Annotated in this window: 15 protein-coding genes; 9 read left to right on the top strand and 6 right to left on the bottom strand. The window is 72.8% G+C overall.

Features of this window, described 5'->3' with window-relative positions; all coding sequences use genetic code 11:
• Position 1: 1 nt before the first annotated feature.
• From FLX08_RS32850 to murQ, 3 genes are all read left to right on the top strand, one after another.
• Positions 2–1,033: an ABC transporter ATP-binding protein gene (locus tag FLX08_RS32850; RefSeq protein ID WP_142624152.1), complete on the top strand. Its 1,032-nt coding sequence runs from the start codon at positions 2–4 to the stop codon at positions 1,031–1,033.
• Entirely contained in the window at positions 1,030–2,034 is a 1,005-nt protein-coding gene (locus FLX08_RS32855; RefSeq protein WP_142624153.1) for an ABC transporter ATP-binding protein, read from the top strand. Before FLX08_RS32850 ends, FLX08_RS32855 begins: the two co-directional genes overlap by 4 nt.
• Positions 2,035–2,099: 65 nt before the next feature.
• The gene (gene murQ / locus FLX08_RS32860) at positions 2,100–3,128 is read left to right on the top strand and encodes an N-acetylmuramic acid 6-phosphate etherase (RefSeq protein WP_142624154.1); all 1,029 of its coding nucleotides are present in this window, start codon (positions 2,100–2,102) and stop codon (positions 3,126–3,128) included.
• Positions 3,129–3,198: 70 nt separating this feature from the next.
• Here the strand turns inward: murQ and FLX08_RS32865 are convergent, their stop codons facing one another.
• On the bottom strand, positions 3,199–4,098 hold the full coding sequence (locus tag FLX08_RS32865) for a MurR/RpiR family transcriptional regulator (RefSeq protein WP_142624155.1): 900 nt from the start codon (positions 4,096–4,098) through the stop codon (positions 3,199–3,201).
• A gap of 244 nt (positions 4,099–4,342) precedes the next feature.
• Here FLX08_RS32865 and FLX08_RS32870 point away from each other — a divergent pair, with 244 nt between their 5' ends.
• Positions 4,343–5,914, top strand: a complete 1,572-nt coding sequence (locus FLX08_RS32870; RefSeq protein ID WP_142624156.1) for a glycoside hydrolase family 10-like protein — start codon at positions 4,343–4,345, stop codon at positions 5,912–5,914.
• A gap of 140 nt (positions 5,915–6,054) precedes the next feature.
• On the opposite strand, the gene FLX08_RS32875 is transcribed toward FLX08_RS32870, so the two are convergent.
• Positions 6,055–6,774 carry a carboxymuconolactone decarboxylase family protein gene (locus FLX08_RS32875; protein ID WP_208761806.1) on the bottom strand — a complete coding sequence of 240 codons (720 nt, stop codon included), beginning with the start codon at positions 6,772–6,774 and terminating at the stop codon, positions 6,055–6,057.
• 76 nt (positions 6,775–6,850) lie between these two features.
• Here FLX08_RS32875 and FLX08_RS32880 point away from each other — a divergent pair, with 76 nt between their 5' ends.
• Genes FLX08_RS32880 through FLX08_RS32890 form a run of 3 tightly spaced genes read left to right on the top strand, consistent with a single transcriptional unit; the run spans position 6,851 to position 9,516 of the window.
• Complete coding sequence (locus FLX08_RS32880) at positions 6,851–7,480, top strand: TetR/AcrR family transcriptional regulator (protein WP_142624157.1); 630 nt, start codon at positions 6,851–6,853, stop codon at positions 7,478–7,480.
• 20 nt (positions 7,481–7,500) lie between these two features.
• Positions 7,501–8,676 (top strand): anhydro-N-acetylmuramic acid kinase, encoded by a 1,176-nt coding sequence (locus tag FLX08_RS32885; protein WP_142624158.1) that lies wholly within the window; start codon positions 7,501–7,503, stop codon positions 8,674–8,676.
• A gap of 21 nt (positions 8,677–8,697) precedes the next feature.
• A complete protein-coding gene (locus FLX08_RS32890) occupies positions 8,698–9,516 on the top strand; it encodes a MerR family transcriptional regulator (RefSeq protein ID WP_142624159.1) in 819 nt (272 codons plus the stop codon).
• Between the two features lie 131 nt (positions 9,517–9,647).
• Here FLX08_RS32890 and FLX08_RS32895 read toward each other — a convergent pair whose 3' ends face one another.
• Positions 9,648–11,114 (bottom strand): MDR family MFS transporter, encoded by a 1,467-nt coding sequence (locus FLX08_RS32895; RefSeq protein ID WP_142624160.1) that lies wholly within the window; start codon positions 11,112–11,114, stop codon positions 9,648–9,650.
• A gap of 88 nt (positions 11,115–11,202) precedes the next feature.
• Between FLX08_RS32895 and FLX08_RS32900 the strand changes: the two genes are divergently transcribed.
• A complete protein-coding gene (locus FLX08_RS32900; protein ID WP_142624161.1) occupies positions 11,203–11,823 on the top strand; it encodes a TetR/AcrR family transcriptional regulator in 621 nt (206 codons plus the stop codon).
• Positions 11,824–11,844: 21 nt separating this feature from the next.
• On the opposite strand, the gene FLX08_RS32905 is transcribed toward FLX08_RS32900, so the two are convergent.
• Positions 11,845–12,507 carry a response regulator transcription factor gene (locus FLX08_RS32905; protein WP_142624162.1) on the bottom strand — a complete coding sequence of 221 codons (663 nt, stop codon included), beginning with the start codon at positions 12,505–12,507 and terminating at the stop codon, positions 11,845–11,847.
• On the bottom strand, positions 12,504–13,655 hold the full coding sequence (locus FLX08_RS32910) for a sensor histidine kinase (protein ID WP_244313079.1): 1,152 nt from the start codon (positions 13,653–13,655) through the stop codon (positions 12,504–12,506). The genes FLX08_RS32905 and FLX08_RS32910 overlap by 4 nt, the downstream gene beginning before the upstream one ends.
• A 207-nt stretch (positions 13,656–13,862) precedes the next feature.
• Between FLX08_RS32910 and ggt the strand changes: the two genes are divergently transcribed.
• The gene (gene ggt, locus FLX08_RS32915; RefSeq protein WP_142624163.1) at positions 13,863–15,629 is read left to right on the top strand and encodes a gamma-glutamyltransferase; all 1,767 of its coding nucleotides are present in this window, start codon (positions 13,863–13,865) and stop codon (positions 15,627–15,629) included.
• Between the two features lie 70 nt (positions 15,630–15,699).
• On the opposite strand, the gene FLX08_RS32920 is transcribed toward ggt, so the two are convergent.
• Positions 15,700–17,163: a flavin-containing monooxygenase gene (locus tag FLX08_RS32920; RefSeq protein ID WP_142624164.1), complete on the bottom strand. Its 1,464-nt coding sequence runs from the start codon at positions 17,161–17,163 to the stop codon at positions 15,700–15,702.
• Positions 17,164–17,277 lie beyond the last annotated feature (114 nt).

Consider the following 17,277-nt stretch of genomic DNA (forward strand, 5'->3'; position numbering starts at 1 on the left):
CATGGCTCCCGAGCAGAGCCCTCCCGGCGTGCGGATCCGCGGGCTGACCGTGGTCTACCGCACCCCGGCCGGCGAGCTGCCCGCGGTGTCCGGCGTCGATCTCGACCTCGCGCCCGGCACGATCACCGGCGTCGTCGGCGAGTCGGGGTCCGGCAAGTCGACGCTCGCGCTGTCGCTGCTCAACGCCGTCCAGCCGCCCGGCAGGATCGCGGCGGGCAGCGTCGAGATCGACGGACTCGGCGACGTCGTCGCGCTCGGCGGCGAGGGGCTGCGCCGAGCCCGGGGACGGCACGTCGGGTATGTCTTCCAGGCGGCGCAGAACTCCCTCAACCCGCTCAAGACGGTCGGCAAACAGGTGCTCGACCTGGGCCGTTCGCACGGCGTCGAGGACCCGCGCGGCCTGCTGGCCGACGCCCGCGACCTGCTCGGCCGGATGGGCCTGGACGGCGCCCGGGTGCTCGACTCCTACCAGCACGAGCTGTCGGGCGGCATGCGCCAGCGGGTGGGCATCATGCTGGCCCTGGTGCTGAACGCCCGCCTCGTCGTGCTGGACGAGCCCACGACCGCCCTCGACATGATCACGCAGGCGACGATCCTGCGCATCGTGCGGGAGGTGCACGCCGAGCGCGGGCTCACCACGCTCGTCATCACCCACGACCTCGGGGTGGTCGCCGAGGTCGCCGACCGGCTCGCGGTCATGTACGGCGGACGGCTGGCCGAGCAGGGCCCGACCCGGGAGGTGCTGGCCGGGCCGCGCCACCCGTACACGCGGGGGCTGCTCGGGGCCATCCCGCGCCTCGTCGGCGACATCGGCGAGGCGCGCGCCCTGCCGGGCCGCCCGCCGACGCTGGCCGGCGTCCCGGCCGACGGGTGCGTGTTCCGCGAGCGCTGCCCGCTGCGCATGGACGTGTGCGAGACCGGCCGGCCGCCGGTGGTCGTCTCCGGCTCCCGGTCGGCGGCCTGCCATGCCGTACGGGACGACGAGGGGGACAGACCGGCCGTGGCCGCCGCGACGGGGGAGGACCAGGCATGATCAGCGGGATCGGCATCACGAAGACGTTCCGGCAGCGCGGCGGCGTGCTCGGCGCCCGGGAGGTGCCCGCGCTGCGCGGCGTGGACTTCGCCATTCCGAAGGGGGGCGCGGTCTCGTTCATCGGCGAGTCGGGCTGCGGCAAGACCACACTTGGCCGGATCATCGCCGGGCTGGAGACCTGCGACTCCGGGGAGATCGTCATCGACGACGTGGCGATGTCGTCGTTGAGCCACCGCAGGCGGCAGCCGTACTTCCGCCGGGTCCAGCTCATCCACCAGGACCCCTACTCCGCGCTGAACCCGACGCGCACGATCCACCAGGCCCTGGCCGCGCCGCTCGCGTTGCGGGCGAAACAGACCGGCCGGCCGCGCTCGTGGACGGACGAGCGGGCCGGGGAGCTGCTCGGGCTGGTCGGGCTCGACCCGGGCTACGTGCTGCCGCGCTATCCCCACCAGTTGTCGGGCGGCATGCGCCAGCGCGTGGTGATCGCCCGCGCGCTCACCGTCGATCCCGAGGTCCTCGTCGCCGACGAGGCCGTCTCGATGATCGACGTGTCGCTGCGCCTGGGCATCCTCGCGCTGCTCAAGGACCTGCGCGAGCGGCTCGGGGTGAGCGTGCTGTTCATCACCCACGACGTGGCGACGGCCCGCTACATCGGCACCGACGGCGAGCTGTACGTCATCTACCGCGGCCAGGTGGTCGAACGCGGCCCGGTCGAGACCGTCATCTCGGCCCCGGTGCATCCCTACACGCAGGCGCTGCTGTCGGCCATCCCGGTGCTGCACGGCCTGGAGTCGCCGGGCGAGCAGCGCGTGGTGCCGGTGGAGGCGTCGGGAGAGCACCCGGACGGGTGCCTGTTCGCGCCGCGCTGCCCGTTCAGGACCGAGCGGTGCGAACGCGAGCGGCCCGCGCTCGGCCGCGACGGCGGCACGCCGCAGGAGCACGCGTGCTTCCATCCCGAGCGCCGCAGCGTGGTCGCCCTGCCGGTGAGCCGCGGGTGAGGAGTCGTCAGGACGCGTACGGCGAGCGGGGGAGGCCGGAGATGGAAACCGACGACAGGGACGAGATGACTGACCCACTGACGGGCCTGTCCACCGAGCGAAGCGAGATCGACACCGAGCATGGTGAACGCGACACCGAGCTCTACGCCGAGCAGGGCGAGCTCTACGCCGAGCAGGGCGAGCTCTACACGGAGCAGGGCGAGCTGTACACGGAGCAGAGCGATCCGCGTTATCGCGAGATCGACCGGCTGCCGACCGAGGAGATCGCCCGCCTGATGAACGCGGCCGACGCCACGGTGCCCGGCGCGGTGGCCAGGGCCATCCCCGCCGTGTCGGCCGCCATCGACGCGATCGCCGGACGGATGGCGCGGGGCGGACGCCTGTTCTACGTGGGAGCGGGGACGTCCGGCAGGCTGGGCGTCCTCGACGCCTCGGAATGCCCGCCGACCTTCGGCACCGACCCCGAGCTCGTGCAGGGCGTCATCGCGGGCGGCGAGGCCGCGCTGACCCGGTCGGTCGAGGGCGCCGAGGACGACCGCGACGGCGGGGCGGCGGCCGTCGCCGACCGCGGCCTGGGCCCGCTCGACTCGCTCGTGGGGATCTCCGCCAGCGGACGCGCGCCGTTCGTGCTCGGGGCGCTGGACGCGGCCGCCGGCCGCGGGGCGCTGACCGTGAGCCTGTCCTGCAACCCGGGGTCGCCGCTGTCGGAGCGGGCCGAGCATCCGATCGAGGTGGTCGTCGGCCCCGAGGTGGTGGCCGGCTCGACCCGGCTCAAGGCGGGGACCGCGCAGAAGCTCGTGCTCAACATGATCTCCACGATCGTGATGATCCGGCTCGGCAGGACGTACGGGAACGCCATGATCGAGGTCTCGGCGGTGAACGAGAAGCTCGCGCGCAGGGCGACGCGGATGGTCGGCGACATCACCGGCGCCGGGGCCGCCGCCGCGCGGGGCGCCTTGGAGGCGGCGGACTGGAACGTCAAGGTGGCCGTGCTGATGATCGAGCGCGACCTCGGCCCGGACGGCGCCCGGGCGCTGCTGAAGGCCAACGGCGACCGGCTGGAGGCCGCCCGCCGCGCCGGAGGCGCCGCGTGACCGCCTGACCGCCTGACCGGTGGCCACGCTGACGGGGAACCGGTGGAGGGGACGGTTTCGCGAGGGTGGGTCAGGCCGAGCGGGCGCGGCGGTGTGCGTCGCCGAGATAGTCGGCGAGCGCGTCGCGGGTCGCCCGTAAGGCCGCGTCCGAGCTGTCGAACGTGCGCTGCGCGACGCCGACGAAGACGCAGTCGACGATGAGCAGCTGGCTGATCCGGCTGGCCAGCGCGCCCGGCCGGAACGCCGTCTCGCGCCCGGCGGAGACCAGGACGTGGTCGGCGAGCCCGGCCAGCGACGAGCGCGGGTTGTTGGTGATGGCCACGGCCGTCGCACCGGCCTTGCGGGCGACCCTGATCGGGCCGAGCACGTCGGGCGTCTCGCCGGTGCAGCTCACTCCGACGGCCACGTCTCCCTCACGCAGCAGCGCGGCGCTGGTGAGCGCGAGGTGGGCGTCGGTGAAGTAGTGGCCGGGCAGCCCGATCCGCATCAGTTTCTGCGCCATGTCGGCCGCGACGAGGCCGGAGGCGCCCACGCCGTACACGTCCACGCGGCGGGCGCCGGCGACGGCGTCCACGACCGCGCCGAGGCCGTCGGGGTTGAGCTGGGCCGCCGTGTCGGCGAGCGCCTGCGACTCGGCCCGGGTGACCTTGGCGATCACGTCGGTCAGCGGGTCGTCCGGGGCGAGGTCGCCGGGCACGAGCCGCTCGGGGGTGTCCCTGGCGACGGCCGCCGCGAGGGCGAACCGCAGTTGCGAGTAACCGGCGAAGCCCAGCGCGCGTGCCGTCCGCACGATCGTCGCCTCGCTGATCCCCGAGACCGCGCTGACCTCGGTGATGGTGCTGCGGGCCACCATGGCGGGGTCGTCGAGGATGAGGCGCGCGATGGTCTGGGCGGCGGGGGTGAGCGAGGGCAACACCGCACGCACCGTCGCGATCGGGTTGACCGGTGCGGCGCCCTCGTTCTCGTTCATTGCGTGCAGCCTCTCCTATGCGCGATCAGCTTAGATCCACGCGCCCGCCGGTGCGGGACAACGCGAACAGAAGTCCACATGTCGAGACATATGCGGTGTGACCTGGATGTCGGCAGCCGTCTCCCATGAGCACCTCTTGGGGCAGATTACACGTCGATGACACTTTCTTTTATCCGCATTGATCTGAAAGTAAGTTTCTGCCAGTGTCGTGATCGCCGAATCCCCCCGGCCTTCGGAGGTCCGATTGAGCTCCCCCTCCCGGCGTGCCGTGCTGCGCGGCCTGGCTCTCGCCGCCGCGGCGTCGGCCGCACCGCTGCCGGCCCTCGCAGCGTCCCCCGCTTCCGCCTCTTCCACTGGGTACGTGCCGCCTGGATACGTGCCGCCGCTGCGCCAGATGCGCGGCATGTGGATCGCTTCGGTCGTCAACATCAACTGGCCGTCCAAAACAGGCCTCACCCCAGAGCAGCAGCGGGCCGAGTTCGAAGCCTGGTGCGACCTGGCCGTGGCGCGCCGGCTCAACTCCGTGTTCGTGCAGATCAGGCCGACCGCCGACGCCTTCTGGCCGTCCCCGTACGAGCCGTGGTCGCAGTACCTCACCGGGACGCAGGGGCAGGACCCGGGCTACGACCCGCTGGGCTTCGCCGTCGAGGCGGCCCACCGGAGGGGGCTGGCGTTCCACGCCTGGTTCAACCCCTACCGCGTGTCGATGCAGGCCGACCCGGCCAAGCTGCACCCCGACCACCCCGGCCGCAAGCACCCCGAGTGGATCGTCCCGTACGGCGGGAAGCTCTACTACAACCCCGGCATCCCCGAGGTCCGGGCGTTCGTACAGGACGCGATGCTGGACGCCGTCACCCGCTACGACATCGACGGCGTGCACTTCGACGACTACTTCTACCCCGTCAACACCACCCAGTTCGACGACAGCGCGGCATACGCGGCGTACGGCGGGGGCTTCGCCGACCTGGCCTCCTGGCGGCGCAACAACGTCGACCTGCTGGTGCGGGAGATGCAGCAGCGCGTGCGGCAGGCAAAGCCCGAGGTGATCTGGGGCATCGGCCCGTCGGGCATCTGGCGCAACAAGGCCACCGACCCGCTGGGCTCCGACACCAGCGGCGGCCAGTCGTACGACAACCTGCACGCCGACACCCGCACCTGGGTGAGGAAGGGCTGGCTCGACTACATCGCGCCGCAGCTCTACTGGTACATCGGCCAGTCGAACGCCGACTACGCCAAGCTGGTCCCCTGGTGGTCCGGCGTGGCCGCCGGCACCGGCGTGCAGCTGTGGATCGGCCAGGCGGCGTACAAGGCGGGGACGGCCGGGCAGCCCGCCGAGTGGTTCCAGCCGGACGAGCTGTCGCGGCACCTCACGCTCAACCGCGACCACCCGGAGGTCGGGGGAGACATCTGGTACAACGCCGCCGACGTCCGCGACGACCGGCTCGGGTCGATCAGCGGTGCGCTGAACGAGCACTACACCCGGCCCGCGCTCGCGCCGCTGCTGCCGAGACTCGCGGGCGGCACGCCGCCGCGCCGTCCCGTGCTCGCCTCGGCCCGCCGCGTGAGCGGGGGCGTGGAGCTGCACATCGAGGCCACCGGACCCCGTGCGCCGTTCCAGTTCGCCGTCTTCCGGTTCGACCGGCCCGCCCGCCGGCAGGACTTCGCCGACGCGGCGCACCTGGTCGCGGTGATCCCGGCGGACCGGCACATCCGCTGGGTCGATCCCGGCGGCGGACCCGGCCACCACTACTACGTCACGGCCGTCGACCGGGTTTCCCGTCAGAGCGACCCGAGCCAGGAACGCAGCGTCCACTGAGCAGACCGTTGAGCAGGGTCCGTTGAGCAGGGTCCGTTGAGCAGGGCCCACTGAGCAGGGTCCGCGCCTCGGTCCGCACGCGCAGGCGGTGCGGGCCGAGGCGTACGGCGTTCGCGGACGTCAGCGGACGTCAGCGGACGTCAGCGGGCGGGGGCGAGGTCGGCGAGGCAGGCGTTGAGCGCCTTCCACGCCTGCCACGCCCGGGTCGCCCCGAACTGCGCGTTGAAGCGCAGCACGGCCCGCACGTCCTCGGGGGTCGCGCCGGCCCCCAGGGCGCGGCCCACGTGGATGCGGAACGTCTCGTCCAGCGTCTGGTAGTGCACGTCGACGCTCATCGTCGTGAACGCCCGCTCGCGGATGCTCAGCGTGCCCGGACCCTGGACGCCCCGCATCCGCGACTGCAGCTCGAAATACTCCAGGAAGTACGGGTCGAGCTCGGTCAGCTCGGCCCGCACCGGCGCGGGCAGCGGGGTCGGCGCCGCACCCGGGCCGGTCTCCAGCAGCTCGCGGGGCAGCGGTTCCGCGTCCGGACGGGGGAGCCCGGCCGCGACCTCGATCTCGGTGAGCCGCTCCAGCGCGGCCAGCGCCGCGACATAGCCGCTGTCGTAGGAGATCAGGCGCAGCAGCGCCCGCATGTCCGCGGTGGACACGCCCCGTCGCAGCCCCGCGCGGACGTGCGTCTCGAACGGGAGCCCGAGGGCCGGCTGGCAGATGTCCGCCACCAGGGCGAGGAACACCTTCTCGCGGTCGGTCAGCTCGGGCACCGCCCAGCAGTGCCCGACGCTGGCGGCCGCCATCTGGGCGAACACCGGGTCCATCTCGTTGATCGTGTCGAAGTCGGCTGAAGCGTGGACGGTCACAGGGATCGCTCCTTTGATGAACAGTTGTAGCGCTACGACTGTAGTGTGAAACTCGTCCTCGTACAATGGGCCGGTCATGGAATCCAGCACACCCCCGCCTCCCGCCGCCCGCCGCCGTCCGAACGCGCGGGGGCAGGGCGAGCGGCTGCGCGAGGAGATCGTCGCGGCGGCCATGCGCATGCTCGACGACCTCGCCGACGACGAGGCGCTGTCGCTGCGGGCCGTGGCGCGCGAGGTGTCGATCGCGGCCACCTCGGTCTACCTGCACTTTCCCGACCGCGACGCGCTCGTGCTCGCCGTGCTGCGGCGCTGCAACGAGGAGCTGGTGCGCAACGGTGACGAGGCGGACGCCGCGCACGAGGACCCGGCGGCGCGGCTGCGGGCGCGCATCCTCGCGCAGACCGCCTGGGCGCACGAGCATCCCGGCCTCTACAAGGTGCTGCACGAAAGCGCGGTCCATCGGCGGCTCGGCATGCCGTTCAAGGAGGTGCTGGTCGCCAGGACGACGGAGGCGGTCCAGCGCTGCATGGACGCCGGGGTCGCCCCGCGTGACGACGCGGCGACCGTCGCGATCGACCTGCGCACGGCGGTGAACGGCATGCTGTCGCAGCGGATCAACGAGCCCGACCTGCCCTGGCCGCCCGCGGAGGAGCAGATCGACCGTTTCCTCACCAAGCTCGTCGGCCTCCCGCCGCGAGCCGGCTGACGGACCCCGGAGAGGCAGGCGTGCGCGTACTCGGGCTGATGTCGGGGACCTCCCACGACGGGATCGACTGCGCGCTCGTCCGCTGGTCGCGGGACGGCGACCTGCTCACCGGCGTCGTGGAGCACACCGGCACCGTGCCCTACCCGTCTGATCTGCGGGCCGCGATCGTCGCCGCGCTGCCGCCGGGCCGCACGGACATGGGCGAGGTCTGCCGCCTCGACACGCTCGTCGGACAGGCGTTCGCCGACGCGGCGGCGGCCTGCCCGGCCGCCGACCTCGTCTGCTCGCACGGGCAGACGATGTACCACTGGGTGGAGGACGGGCGCGTTCGCGGGACGCTCCAGCTCGGGCAGCCCGCCTGGATCGCCGAACGGCTCGGCGTGCCGGTCGTGTCGGACCTGCGGGTGCGCGACGTGACCGCTGGCGGACAGGGCGCGCCGCTCGTGTCCGCCTTCGACCTGCCGCTGCTGGCCGGGCTGCCCGCCTCGGCGGGACGCGCGGGCGCGCTCAACCTGGGCGGCATCGCCAACATCACGGTCGCCACCACCGCCTGCGAGCCTCCGCTCGCCTACGACACCGGCCCGGCCGCGGCGCTGACGGACGCGGCCGTACGCGCCGCCACCGGCATGCCGTACGACGAGGACGGCAGGCTGGCCGCGGCGGGGAAGGTGCACGAGGGCCTGCTGGCCGAGCTGCTCGCCGAGCCCTACTATCACCGGCCGCCGCCCAAGACGACGGGCAAGGAACTGTTCCACGCGGGCTATCTGGACCGGATCGCCGGGCCGTACGCGCTGGGCCTGCCGGACCTGGTGGCGACGCTCACGGCGCTCACCGCCGAGACGGTCGCGGCGCGGCTCCGGCGGCACGGGCTCGGCACGGTCGTCGTCTCCGGCGGCGGCGTGCGCAACCCGGCCCTGATGGGCGCGCTGCGCGAGCGGGCCGACGGCGTGCGGCTGCTGCCCAGCGACGACCTCGGCGTGCCCTCGGACGCCAAGGAGGCCGTCGCGTTCTCCTACCTCGGCTGGCTGACCGCGCACGGCCTGCCCGGCACGGTGCCCGCGTGCACCGGCGCCACAGGGTCGCGCGTGCTCGGCACGATCACCCCTGGTCACGGCCCGCTGCGGCTCCCCGAGCCGCTGGACCAGCCGCCTCGGAGGATTCGCATGGGCGGCATTGTTGACCCTCACACCGTGTGAGGCGCTGGAATCGGCCGCATCATGTTCACCATCGGAGACTTCGCCAGGCACGGCCGCGTGTCGGTCCGCATGCTGCGCCACTACGACGCGATCGGGCTGCTCCGCCCGGCCCGCGTCGATCCCGCGAGCGGCTACCGCTTCTACGAGGCGGGCCAGCTCGCCCGGCTCAACCGGATCATCGCGCTCAAGGACCTGGGTTTCACCCTCGGTCAGGTGCAGGAGATTCTGGACGAGCAGGTGAGCGCCGGGGAACTGCGCGGGATGCTGCGGCTGCGGCAGGCCGAGCTGGAGGCGGCGATGGCCGCCGCGGCGGCCCGGCTGGCCCAGGTCGAGGCGAGGCTCCGGACGATCGAGAGTGAGGGACACATGAGCACCGACGACGTGGTGGTCAAGCGCATCCCCGCCGTCCGGGTGGCGGAGCTCAGCGGCGTGGCGCGCAGCTACGAACCCGAGGACATCGGCCCGGTGGTCGGCCCGCTGTTCCAGGAGCTGTGCCGCAGGCTGGACGAGGCCGGGGTGACCCCGGTGGGGCCGGGGATCGCCTACTACGAGGACGCCCCGGGCGGCGACGGGATCCTCGCGCACGTGGCGCTGCCGGTCGCGGTCGCGTCCGGAGACGGCCGCGACTTCGCGGTCGTGGACCTGCCCGCGATCGAGCGGGCGGCCACGATCGTGCACCGCGGGCCGATGGACGACGTCCTCCCGACCTCGCAGACGCTCGCCCGGTGGATCGCCGACGGCGGTGAACGCTCCGCCGGGTACGCCAGGGAGCTCTACCTGGAGTGCCCCGACGACCCCGCCGGGTGGGTCACCGAACTCCAGGAGCCGCTCGCCGGCTAGACGTACGAGGCCGGGGCGCCGCGGACAGGGGCCGTGGCGCCCCGGCGCGAGGACGCTTGCGCGGCGACGTGCGCGATCGGCCTATCCCGGCACCGATCGGCCGCGGCGCCCCGGCGCGAGGACCCCCAGGGTCACCCGGCCGTTTCCGGTGCGGCCGCCCGGGGGCTCGCGGTCACGTCGCCGTGCACCGGCGTCGGTGACCGGCTCGCCGGCGTGCGGGCCGGGAGGGCGACGGCGGGGACGACCGCCGCGACGGCGATGCCGATCGCCCACCAGAACGCGCCGTGGAAGGCGGCCGTGGCGCCGTCGCCGAGGAGCGACTGCAGGACGACGGCGACGACGGCGGTGCCGAACGAGGCCCCCACCTGCTGGGCGATGCGGGTGTTCATGGTGGCGTGGGGGATGCCGGCCGGGCGGACGTCCTGGTAGGCGACGGACATCGGCGGGATCATCACCGCCCCGGTTCCCAGGCCGCGAACCAGCAGCACGGCTCCCAGCCACCACAGGCTCGTGCCCGGCCCCGCGAGCGCGAACGGGACGGTGGCGACGGCGGCGACCAGGAAACCGGCGATCGTCACGGCGCGCGCGCCGAACCGGTCGGCCAGCCCGCCGACCACGAAACGCGAGGCGAGCGCGCCCACACCCTGCGGGATCAGCAGCAGCCCGGCGTCCAGCACGCTGTCGCCCCGAAGCTGCTGGTAGTACAGCGGCAGCAGGAACATGCCGGCGTACATGGCCGCGCCTGCGGTGAACAGGACCGCGGAGGCGCTGCCGAGCGAGCGCACGCGCAGCAGCCGGACGTCGACGATCGGCTCGCGCTCGCCGGGACGCGCCGCCCACGCGACGAACGCGGCCAGCAGGACGACCCCGGCGACGAGCGGCACGAGCACCCAGGCGTGGCCGATTCCGCCCTCCTCGGAGAGCTGCGAGAGGCCGAGCAGGATCCCGGTCAGCGCCGGCGCGAGCAGCGCCAGGCCGATCCAGTCCGGGCGCTCGCGCCCGGCCGGGGAGCCGGGGTGGTCGGCGGGCAGGAACCGCCACGCCAGCAGCAGCCCGGCGGCGATCACGGGCACGTTGACGAGGAACAGCCAGCGCCAGCCCAGCCAGTCGAGGATCACCCCGCCGATCACCGGGCCGAGGATCGGGCCGAGCGCGATCGGCAGGCTGACGGCCGCCATCAGCCGGCTGCCGACCCGCCCGCCCGCGGCCCTCACCGCGAGCGTCTGCATCAGCGGGAAGATCAGCCCGGCCCCCAAGCCCTGCAGCACCCGGAAGCCGATCAGGCTCGCACCATTCCACGCCGCCGCGCACAGCACCGAGGCGAGCACGAACAGCACCAGCGCGGCCATCCAGACCCGCTTGCCGCCCCAGCGGCGCTCCGCCCACCCGGTGACCGGGATCGCGACGGCCATCGCCAGCAGGAATCCGGTGGTGACCCACTGGATCGTGCCGGCGTTCGTGTGCAGCTTCACCACGAGCGTGTGGATCGCCAGCGTCACCATCGTGGAGTCGAGGATGGCCGCGATGCCGCCCACGATCAGCGCGATCAGCGCGTTCTTCACCTGCGGCGACAGCTTCGCCTCGGTGGTCTCCGTCATCGTCTCGCCCTTAAGTAAGAGTGGAATCCATCTCTTAGGAGAGTAGGACGCGTTGATAGGGAACGCAATCCTTTCTTATAGTGGGGCCGTGACCTCATCTGCCGCCGCGTCCGCTCCGCGACGCCGACGCGGGCCCGCGCTCGAGGCCGCGCTGCTGGACGCGGCCTGGGACGAGCTGGTCGAGGCCGGCTTCGCGAAACTGACCATGGAGTCCGTCGCCTCCCGCGCCGGCACCGGCATCGCGGTGCTGTACCGCCGCTGGGCCAACAAGGACGAGCTCGTGCTCGCCGCGCTCGAGCACTACCGGAGCAGGCACCCGGTCGAGCTCCCCGACACCGGGACCCTGCGCGGTGATCTCCTCGCCGTGCTCACCGGCATGGGCGAGGCCCGGGCCGCCTTCTTCGCCGTCGCCGCGGCGGCCGCCTTCTCGGGGCTGCTGACCGGCACGGGGCTCACTCCGGCCCAGGTGCGCGACCGGATCATCGGCGACCAGCGGCTCCCGCGCGTCCGGACCATCTACCAGCGCGCCCATGACCGCGGCGAGATCGATCTGGACCGGATCCCGCCCGCGGTGCTCGCCATGCCGTTCGACCTGGTGCGCCACGACCTGCTCATGGACCTGAAACCCGTGGCGCCCGCACGCATCCGGTCGATCGTCGACGAGATCTTCCTCCCCCTCGTCAGCAGGCCGGGGCAAGCGGCCACCTGACGCGGGCGGCCGTACGGCGTGTCAGACCCAGCCGGGTCTGACCAGGCCCGACTCGTACGCGATGACGACGAGCTGGGCGCGGTCGCGCGCGTGCAGCTTGGTCATCGTGCGGCTCACGTGGGTCTTGGCCGTCGCCGGGGACATGTAGAGCCTGGCGGCGATCTCGTCGTTCGTCATGCCGGTGCCCACGAGCGCGAGCACCTCCCGCTCCCGTTCGGTGAGCGGGTCGAGGCGGACCGCGATGCCGGGCTCCTTGGCGCGGGCGACGTATTCGGCGATGAGCCTGCGGGTCACGCCGGGGGACAGCAGCGCGTCGCCGGAGGCCACCACCCGCACGGCCTGGATCAGCTCGGCCGGCTCGGTGTCCTTGACCAGGAAGCCGCTCGCGCCGCCGCGCAGGGCCTCGAAGACGTACTCGTCCAGCTCGAACGTCGTGAGCATGACGATCCTCACGTCGGCGAGGGCGGGGTCGTCGCCGATGCGGCGGGTGGCCGTCAGTCCGTCGGTGCCGGGCATGCGGATGTCCATCAGCACCACGTCGGGACGCAGGTCGCGGGTGAGCCGCACGGCCTGCTCACCGTCGCCCGCCTCGCCGACGACGGTCATGCCCTCCTGGGCGTCGAGCAGGGCCCGGAACCCGGCCCGCACCAGCGCCTGGTCGTCGGCGAGCAGGACGCGTATCACTTCGGCTCCTTCTGGTCGGCGGTTGGGGGGAGGGGGAGACGGGCCTCGACGCGGAAGCCGCCGCCGGGCCGGGGGCCCGCCGCCAGCGACCCGCCGAGCGCCGCGGCCCGTTCGCGCATGCCGGGGATGCCGTTGCCGCTGCCGAGGCCCGCCTCGGCCCGTGCCGTCCCCGCGCCGTCGTCCTCGATCACCACGGTCAGCTCCTCCGGCGCGTACGCCACGCGTACGGTCACCCGGGAGCCGGGCGCGTGCCGGGAGACGTTGGTCAGCGACTCCTGCACGATCCGGTAGCCGGCCCGGTCGATGCCGGCGGGCAGCGGGCGCTCCTGCCCGGTGACCTCCAGCGTTACCGGCAGGCCGCTGCGCTCGGTCAGGTCGGCCAGGTGGGCCATCCCGGCCGTGGGGGAGCGCGGCGCGCCTTCCCTGAGCAGGCTCAGCACGCCGCGCATCTCGGTCAGCACGTCCTTGGACGCCTGCTTGATCGTGGTCAGCGCGGTGCGGGCCTGCTCGGGGTGGTCGTCCAGGATGTGCAGGGCGGTGGACGCCTGCACGTGGATCAGCGAGATGTTGTGGGCGAGCACGTCGTGCAGCTCCTGGGCCATGGTGAGCCGCTCCTCGCTCGCCTGCCGCCTGGCCTCCTCCCGCGCCATCCGCTGACGCTCGGCGAGGCGCTCGCGGCGCATCCGGTAGAACTCCGCGACGGTGAGCGTGAGCAGCAGGTAGGCCGCGACCGCGGTGTGGTGGAAGAGACTCGCCCGATGGGGGATGAACCAGGTGGCGTAGACGACCACGAACAGGAAGAACGCCCCCGCCGACAGCCATGCCGCGCGGCGGTGCCCCGACAGCACCGCATTGAAGATCACGATGATCGGGCTGAGGAACACCGGCCCGTACGCGAAGTCGAACAGCATGTAGACCGAGGTGGCCGTGAGCGTGACGACGAGCACGGCGACCGGGGCGCGGCGGCGCAGCGCGATCGCGATCGGCCCGACCAGCAGCAGCGCGAAGCCCCACCAGGTCAGCGGCACCCGTCCGAGGTCCGGGTTCCGCAACTGCCCATACTGGGCGCCGATCGACAGGAACACCTGGAGGATCCCCACGATGACCGGCAGAACGGGATCGATACGGTGATACACGGCGGAGCGCACACCCGCACGCTAGGCCATCACCCCTGGTCACCGCATCCGCCCGGCGCGGCAGTCCGCCGTACGCCGCAAGGAGTAGCGGGCCTCCCTCCGTCGCCGGCCGGCTCGCTCCGGCCCGACCGGCGTCCGAAAGCGGACATTCCCGCAGCCTTTTTGACCGTCGTGAGTCATGCTGGAGTGATCGGTCACGTCTGATGGAGGTGCCGGGGCATGAGGAGCGTCGTCGTCGCGTCGCTGGGACTGGTCACGTTCGCGGGCTTCCTCGCGCCGCCCGTCCACGCCTCACCGCCCGCGAAGGAGGTCAAGCGGCCGGTCGCGGAGGGGCACGGCGGGGCCGTGGCCACCGTGGACCTCGACGCGAGCAGGGCCGCGCTCTCGGTGCTGCGTCAGGGCGGCAACGCGATGGACGCGGCGGTGGCGGGCGCCGCGGCGCTGGGTGTGACCGAGCCCTACTCGGCCGGGCTGGCCGGGGGCGGCTTCATCGTCTACTACGACGCCGGCAAGCGGAAGGTGACCACCATCGATGGGCGCGAGACCGCGCCGCGGGCGATGCCCTCGACGGCGTTCGAGGGCATCCCGTTCGACGAGGCCGTCACGAGCGGGCTGTCGGTCGGCGTCCCGGGCAGTGTGGCGCAGTGGGACCTGGCGCTGCGCCGTTACGGCACCATGTCGCTGCGGCAGGTGCTGCGCCCCGCGATCGAGGTGGCGGAGAAGGGCTTCGTCGTCGACCAGACGTTCCACGACCAGACGGAGCAGAACACCGCCCGCTTCGCCGACTTCACCTCGACCGCCTCGCTCTACCTGCCGGGCGGGCAGCCGCCGCCGGTCGGGTCGGTCTTCCGCAACCCCGACCTCGCCCGCACCTACCGTGAGCTGGGCATCCGCGGCCCCGACTGGCTGTACGGCGGCGGGCTCGGCCGCGAGATCGTCGCGACCGTGAAGAAGCCGCCGGTGCGCAAGGGGGCCACCCGGAACGTCAGGACCGGCCTCATGGAGGTCTCCGACCTCAGGGCCTACCGGGCGCTCGAACGGCCGCCCAGCAAGGTCACCTACAAGGGCCTCGGCGTGTACGGCATGGCGCCGCCGTCGTCCGGCGGATCCACGGTGGGGGAGGCGCTGAAGATCCTGGAGGCCCTCCCGAAGGTCGGCCTGCACGAATACCTGGAGGCGTCCCGGCTCGCCTTCGCCGACCGCAACGCCTACGTCGGCGACCCGGCGTACGTGAACGTGCCGCTGGACCAGCTGCTGTCCGACGGGTTCGCCAAGGAGCGCGCCTGCCTGATCGGCCCGCGGGCGATGGCCCACCCCGCCGCGCCCGGTTCGCCCGACGGCTCCTACGGACCGTGCCCCTCGGGGGCTTCGGGGGGTTCGGCCCCGGAGGAGAAGAAGGAGGGGCCGGAGACCACCCATCTCGTGGTGACCGACCGCTGGGGCGACGTGGCCGCCTACAACATCACCATCGAGCAGACCGGCGGCAGCGGGATCGTGGTGCCGGGCCGCGGCATCCTGCTCAACAACGAACTGACCGACTTCACCTTCGGCCCGGCGCCGGGCGACCCCAACCTGCCCGCTCCCGGCAAGCGCCCGAGGTCGTCGATGGCCCCGACCATTGTGCTCAAGGACGGCAGGCCGCTGCTCGCCGTCGGCTCGCCCGGCGGCTCGACGATCATCACGACCGTGCTGCAGATCCTGCTGAACCGGCTCGACTTCGGCATGTCGCTCCCGGAGGCCGTGGCCGCGCCGCGCGCCTCGCAGCGCAACACCGCCGCCACCCAGGCCGAGCCCGCGTTCGCCGACCGGTACGGCCCGGAGCTGACCGCGCTCGGTCACACGCTGACGGACGTCCCCGGGCCGCCGGTCGGGGAGATCGGCGCGGCGACCGGCCTGGAGTTCCTGCGCGACGGCCGTGTTCAGGCGGTCGCCGAGCCGGGCAGGCGCGGCGGAGGCAGCGCCCTCGTGGTCAGCCCGCGGCGCTGAGCCGGGTCAGCGCCGGGCCGGGTCAGCGCCGGGCCGGGTCAGCACCGGGCCGCGTCAGGGCCGGGCCGCGTCAGGGCCGGGCGCCGATGAGTTCGTAGGCCGCCGGCTTCACCTTCCGGGTGCGTGCCCAGTATTCGAAGGTGAAGCCGGGCCACAGCGAGCGGTTCCTGCCGTGCTCGTCGAGATACCAGCTCGTGCAGCCGCCCTCGTTCCACACCAGCCGGTCGAGCCGCCGCTGGAGGCGGTCGTTGAAGGCCCGCTGCGCCGCCGGCCGTACGTCGAGCGCCCTGGCCTTGGTCTTCGACAGCAGCCGCAGGCAGTCGATGACATAGCGGACCTGTGACTCGATCATGAACACGACAGAGGAGTGTCCGAGACCGGTGTTGGGGCCGAGCAGGAAGAACAGGTTGGGGAAACCCGCGGTGGTGATCCCGTAGTAGGCCTCGACGCCGTCGCGCCACGCGTCCTGGATCTTGACGCCGTTCCTGCCGACGATGCTCTGCTCGTTGAGCGAGTCGACCACCTTGAATCCGGTGCCGTACACGATCATGTCGATCTCGTGCTCGCGCCCCGCGGCGTCCACGATCGACCGTTCCCTGATCTCGGTGATCCCGTCGGTGACCAGCTCGACGTTGTCCCTGGTCAACGCCGGATAGTAGTCGTTGGACAGCAGGATACGCTTACAGCCGATGGTGTAGCCGGGCGTCAGCTTCGCGCGCAATCCGGGGTCGGGCACCTGCCGGGCCAGGTGCCGCTCGGCCATGGCCTGGTGGACCTTCATCAGCCGCGGGTCGATCGTGAACCCCACCGCCCGGGTCTCCAGCAGCCAGTAGACGGCGTCGCGCAGCAGGCGGGCGCCGCCGGGCGCCTCCATGGCCCATTTCAGGCGTCCGCCGATCGGCAGGTCGGGCTTGGGCTGGATCCACGGCGGGGTGCGCTGGAAGACGGTGAGCCGGCTCGCCTGCTCCGCGAGGACCGGGACGAACTGGACCGCCGACGCGCCCGTGCCGACGACCGCGACGCGCTTGCCGGTCGGGTCCGCGGAGTGGTCCCAGCGGGCGGAGTGGAACGCCGTGCCGGTGAAGCGCTCACGTCCGGGGATCTCGGGGAACGACGGCACGTGCAGGGCGCCGACACCGGAGACGACGGCGTGGGTCTCGAAGGTCTCCCTGTCGCCGGTCGACACCCGCCACAGGGCCCGCTCGTCGTCGTACTCCAGCCCGCAGACCTCCTTGCCGAACCGCAGGTGGGGCTCCAGGCCGTACTTCCGGGCGCAGGCTCGCAGGTAGTCCCAGATCTCCTCCTGTGGGGAGAACAGCCGCGACCAGCCGGGGTTGAGCTCGAACGAGAAGGAGTACAGGGGCGAGGGGACGTCGCAGGCGCAGCCGGGATAGCTGTTGTCCCGCCAGGTGCCGCCGAGCTCGCCCGCCTTCTCCAGGATCACGAAGTCGTGATAGCCGGCTTCCTTGAGCTTGATGGCCATGCACAGCCCGGCGAACCCGGAACCGATGATCGTGACGCCCGGACTGGGCATGCGACCTCCCCGTCCTATTAGAAGATTTGTCCAATCTATTCCCGCGGGTGGGCCGGGTCCAGGGCCGAGCGCGTACGGCCCGGGCTGCCGGGGAGTGCCGTCGGTGCCGTCAGG

Origin of the sequence: Microbispora hainanensis, assembly GCF_006874475.1 — a bacterium.
Taxonomy (GTDB): domain Bacteria; phylum Actinomycetota; class Actinomycetes; order Streptosporangiales; family Streptosporangiaceae; genus Microbispora; species Microbispora hainanensis.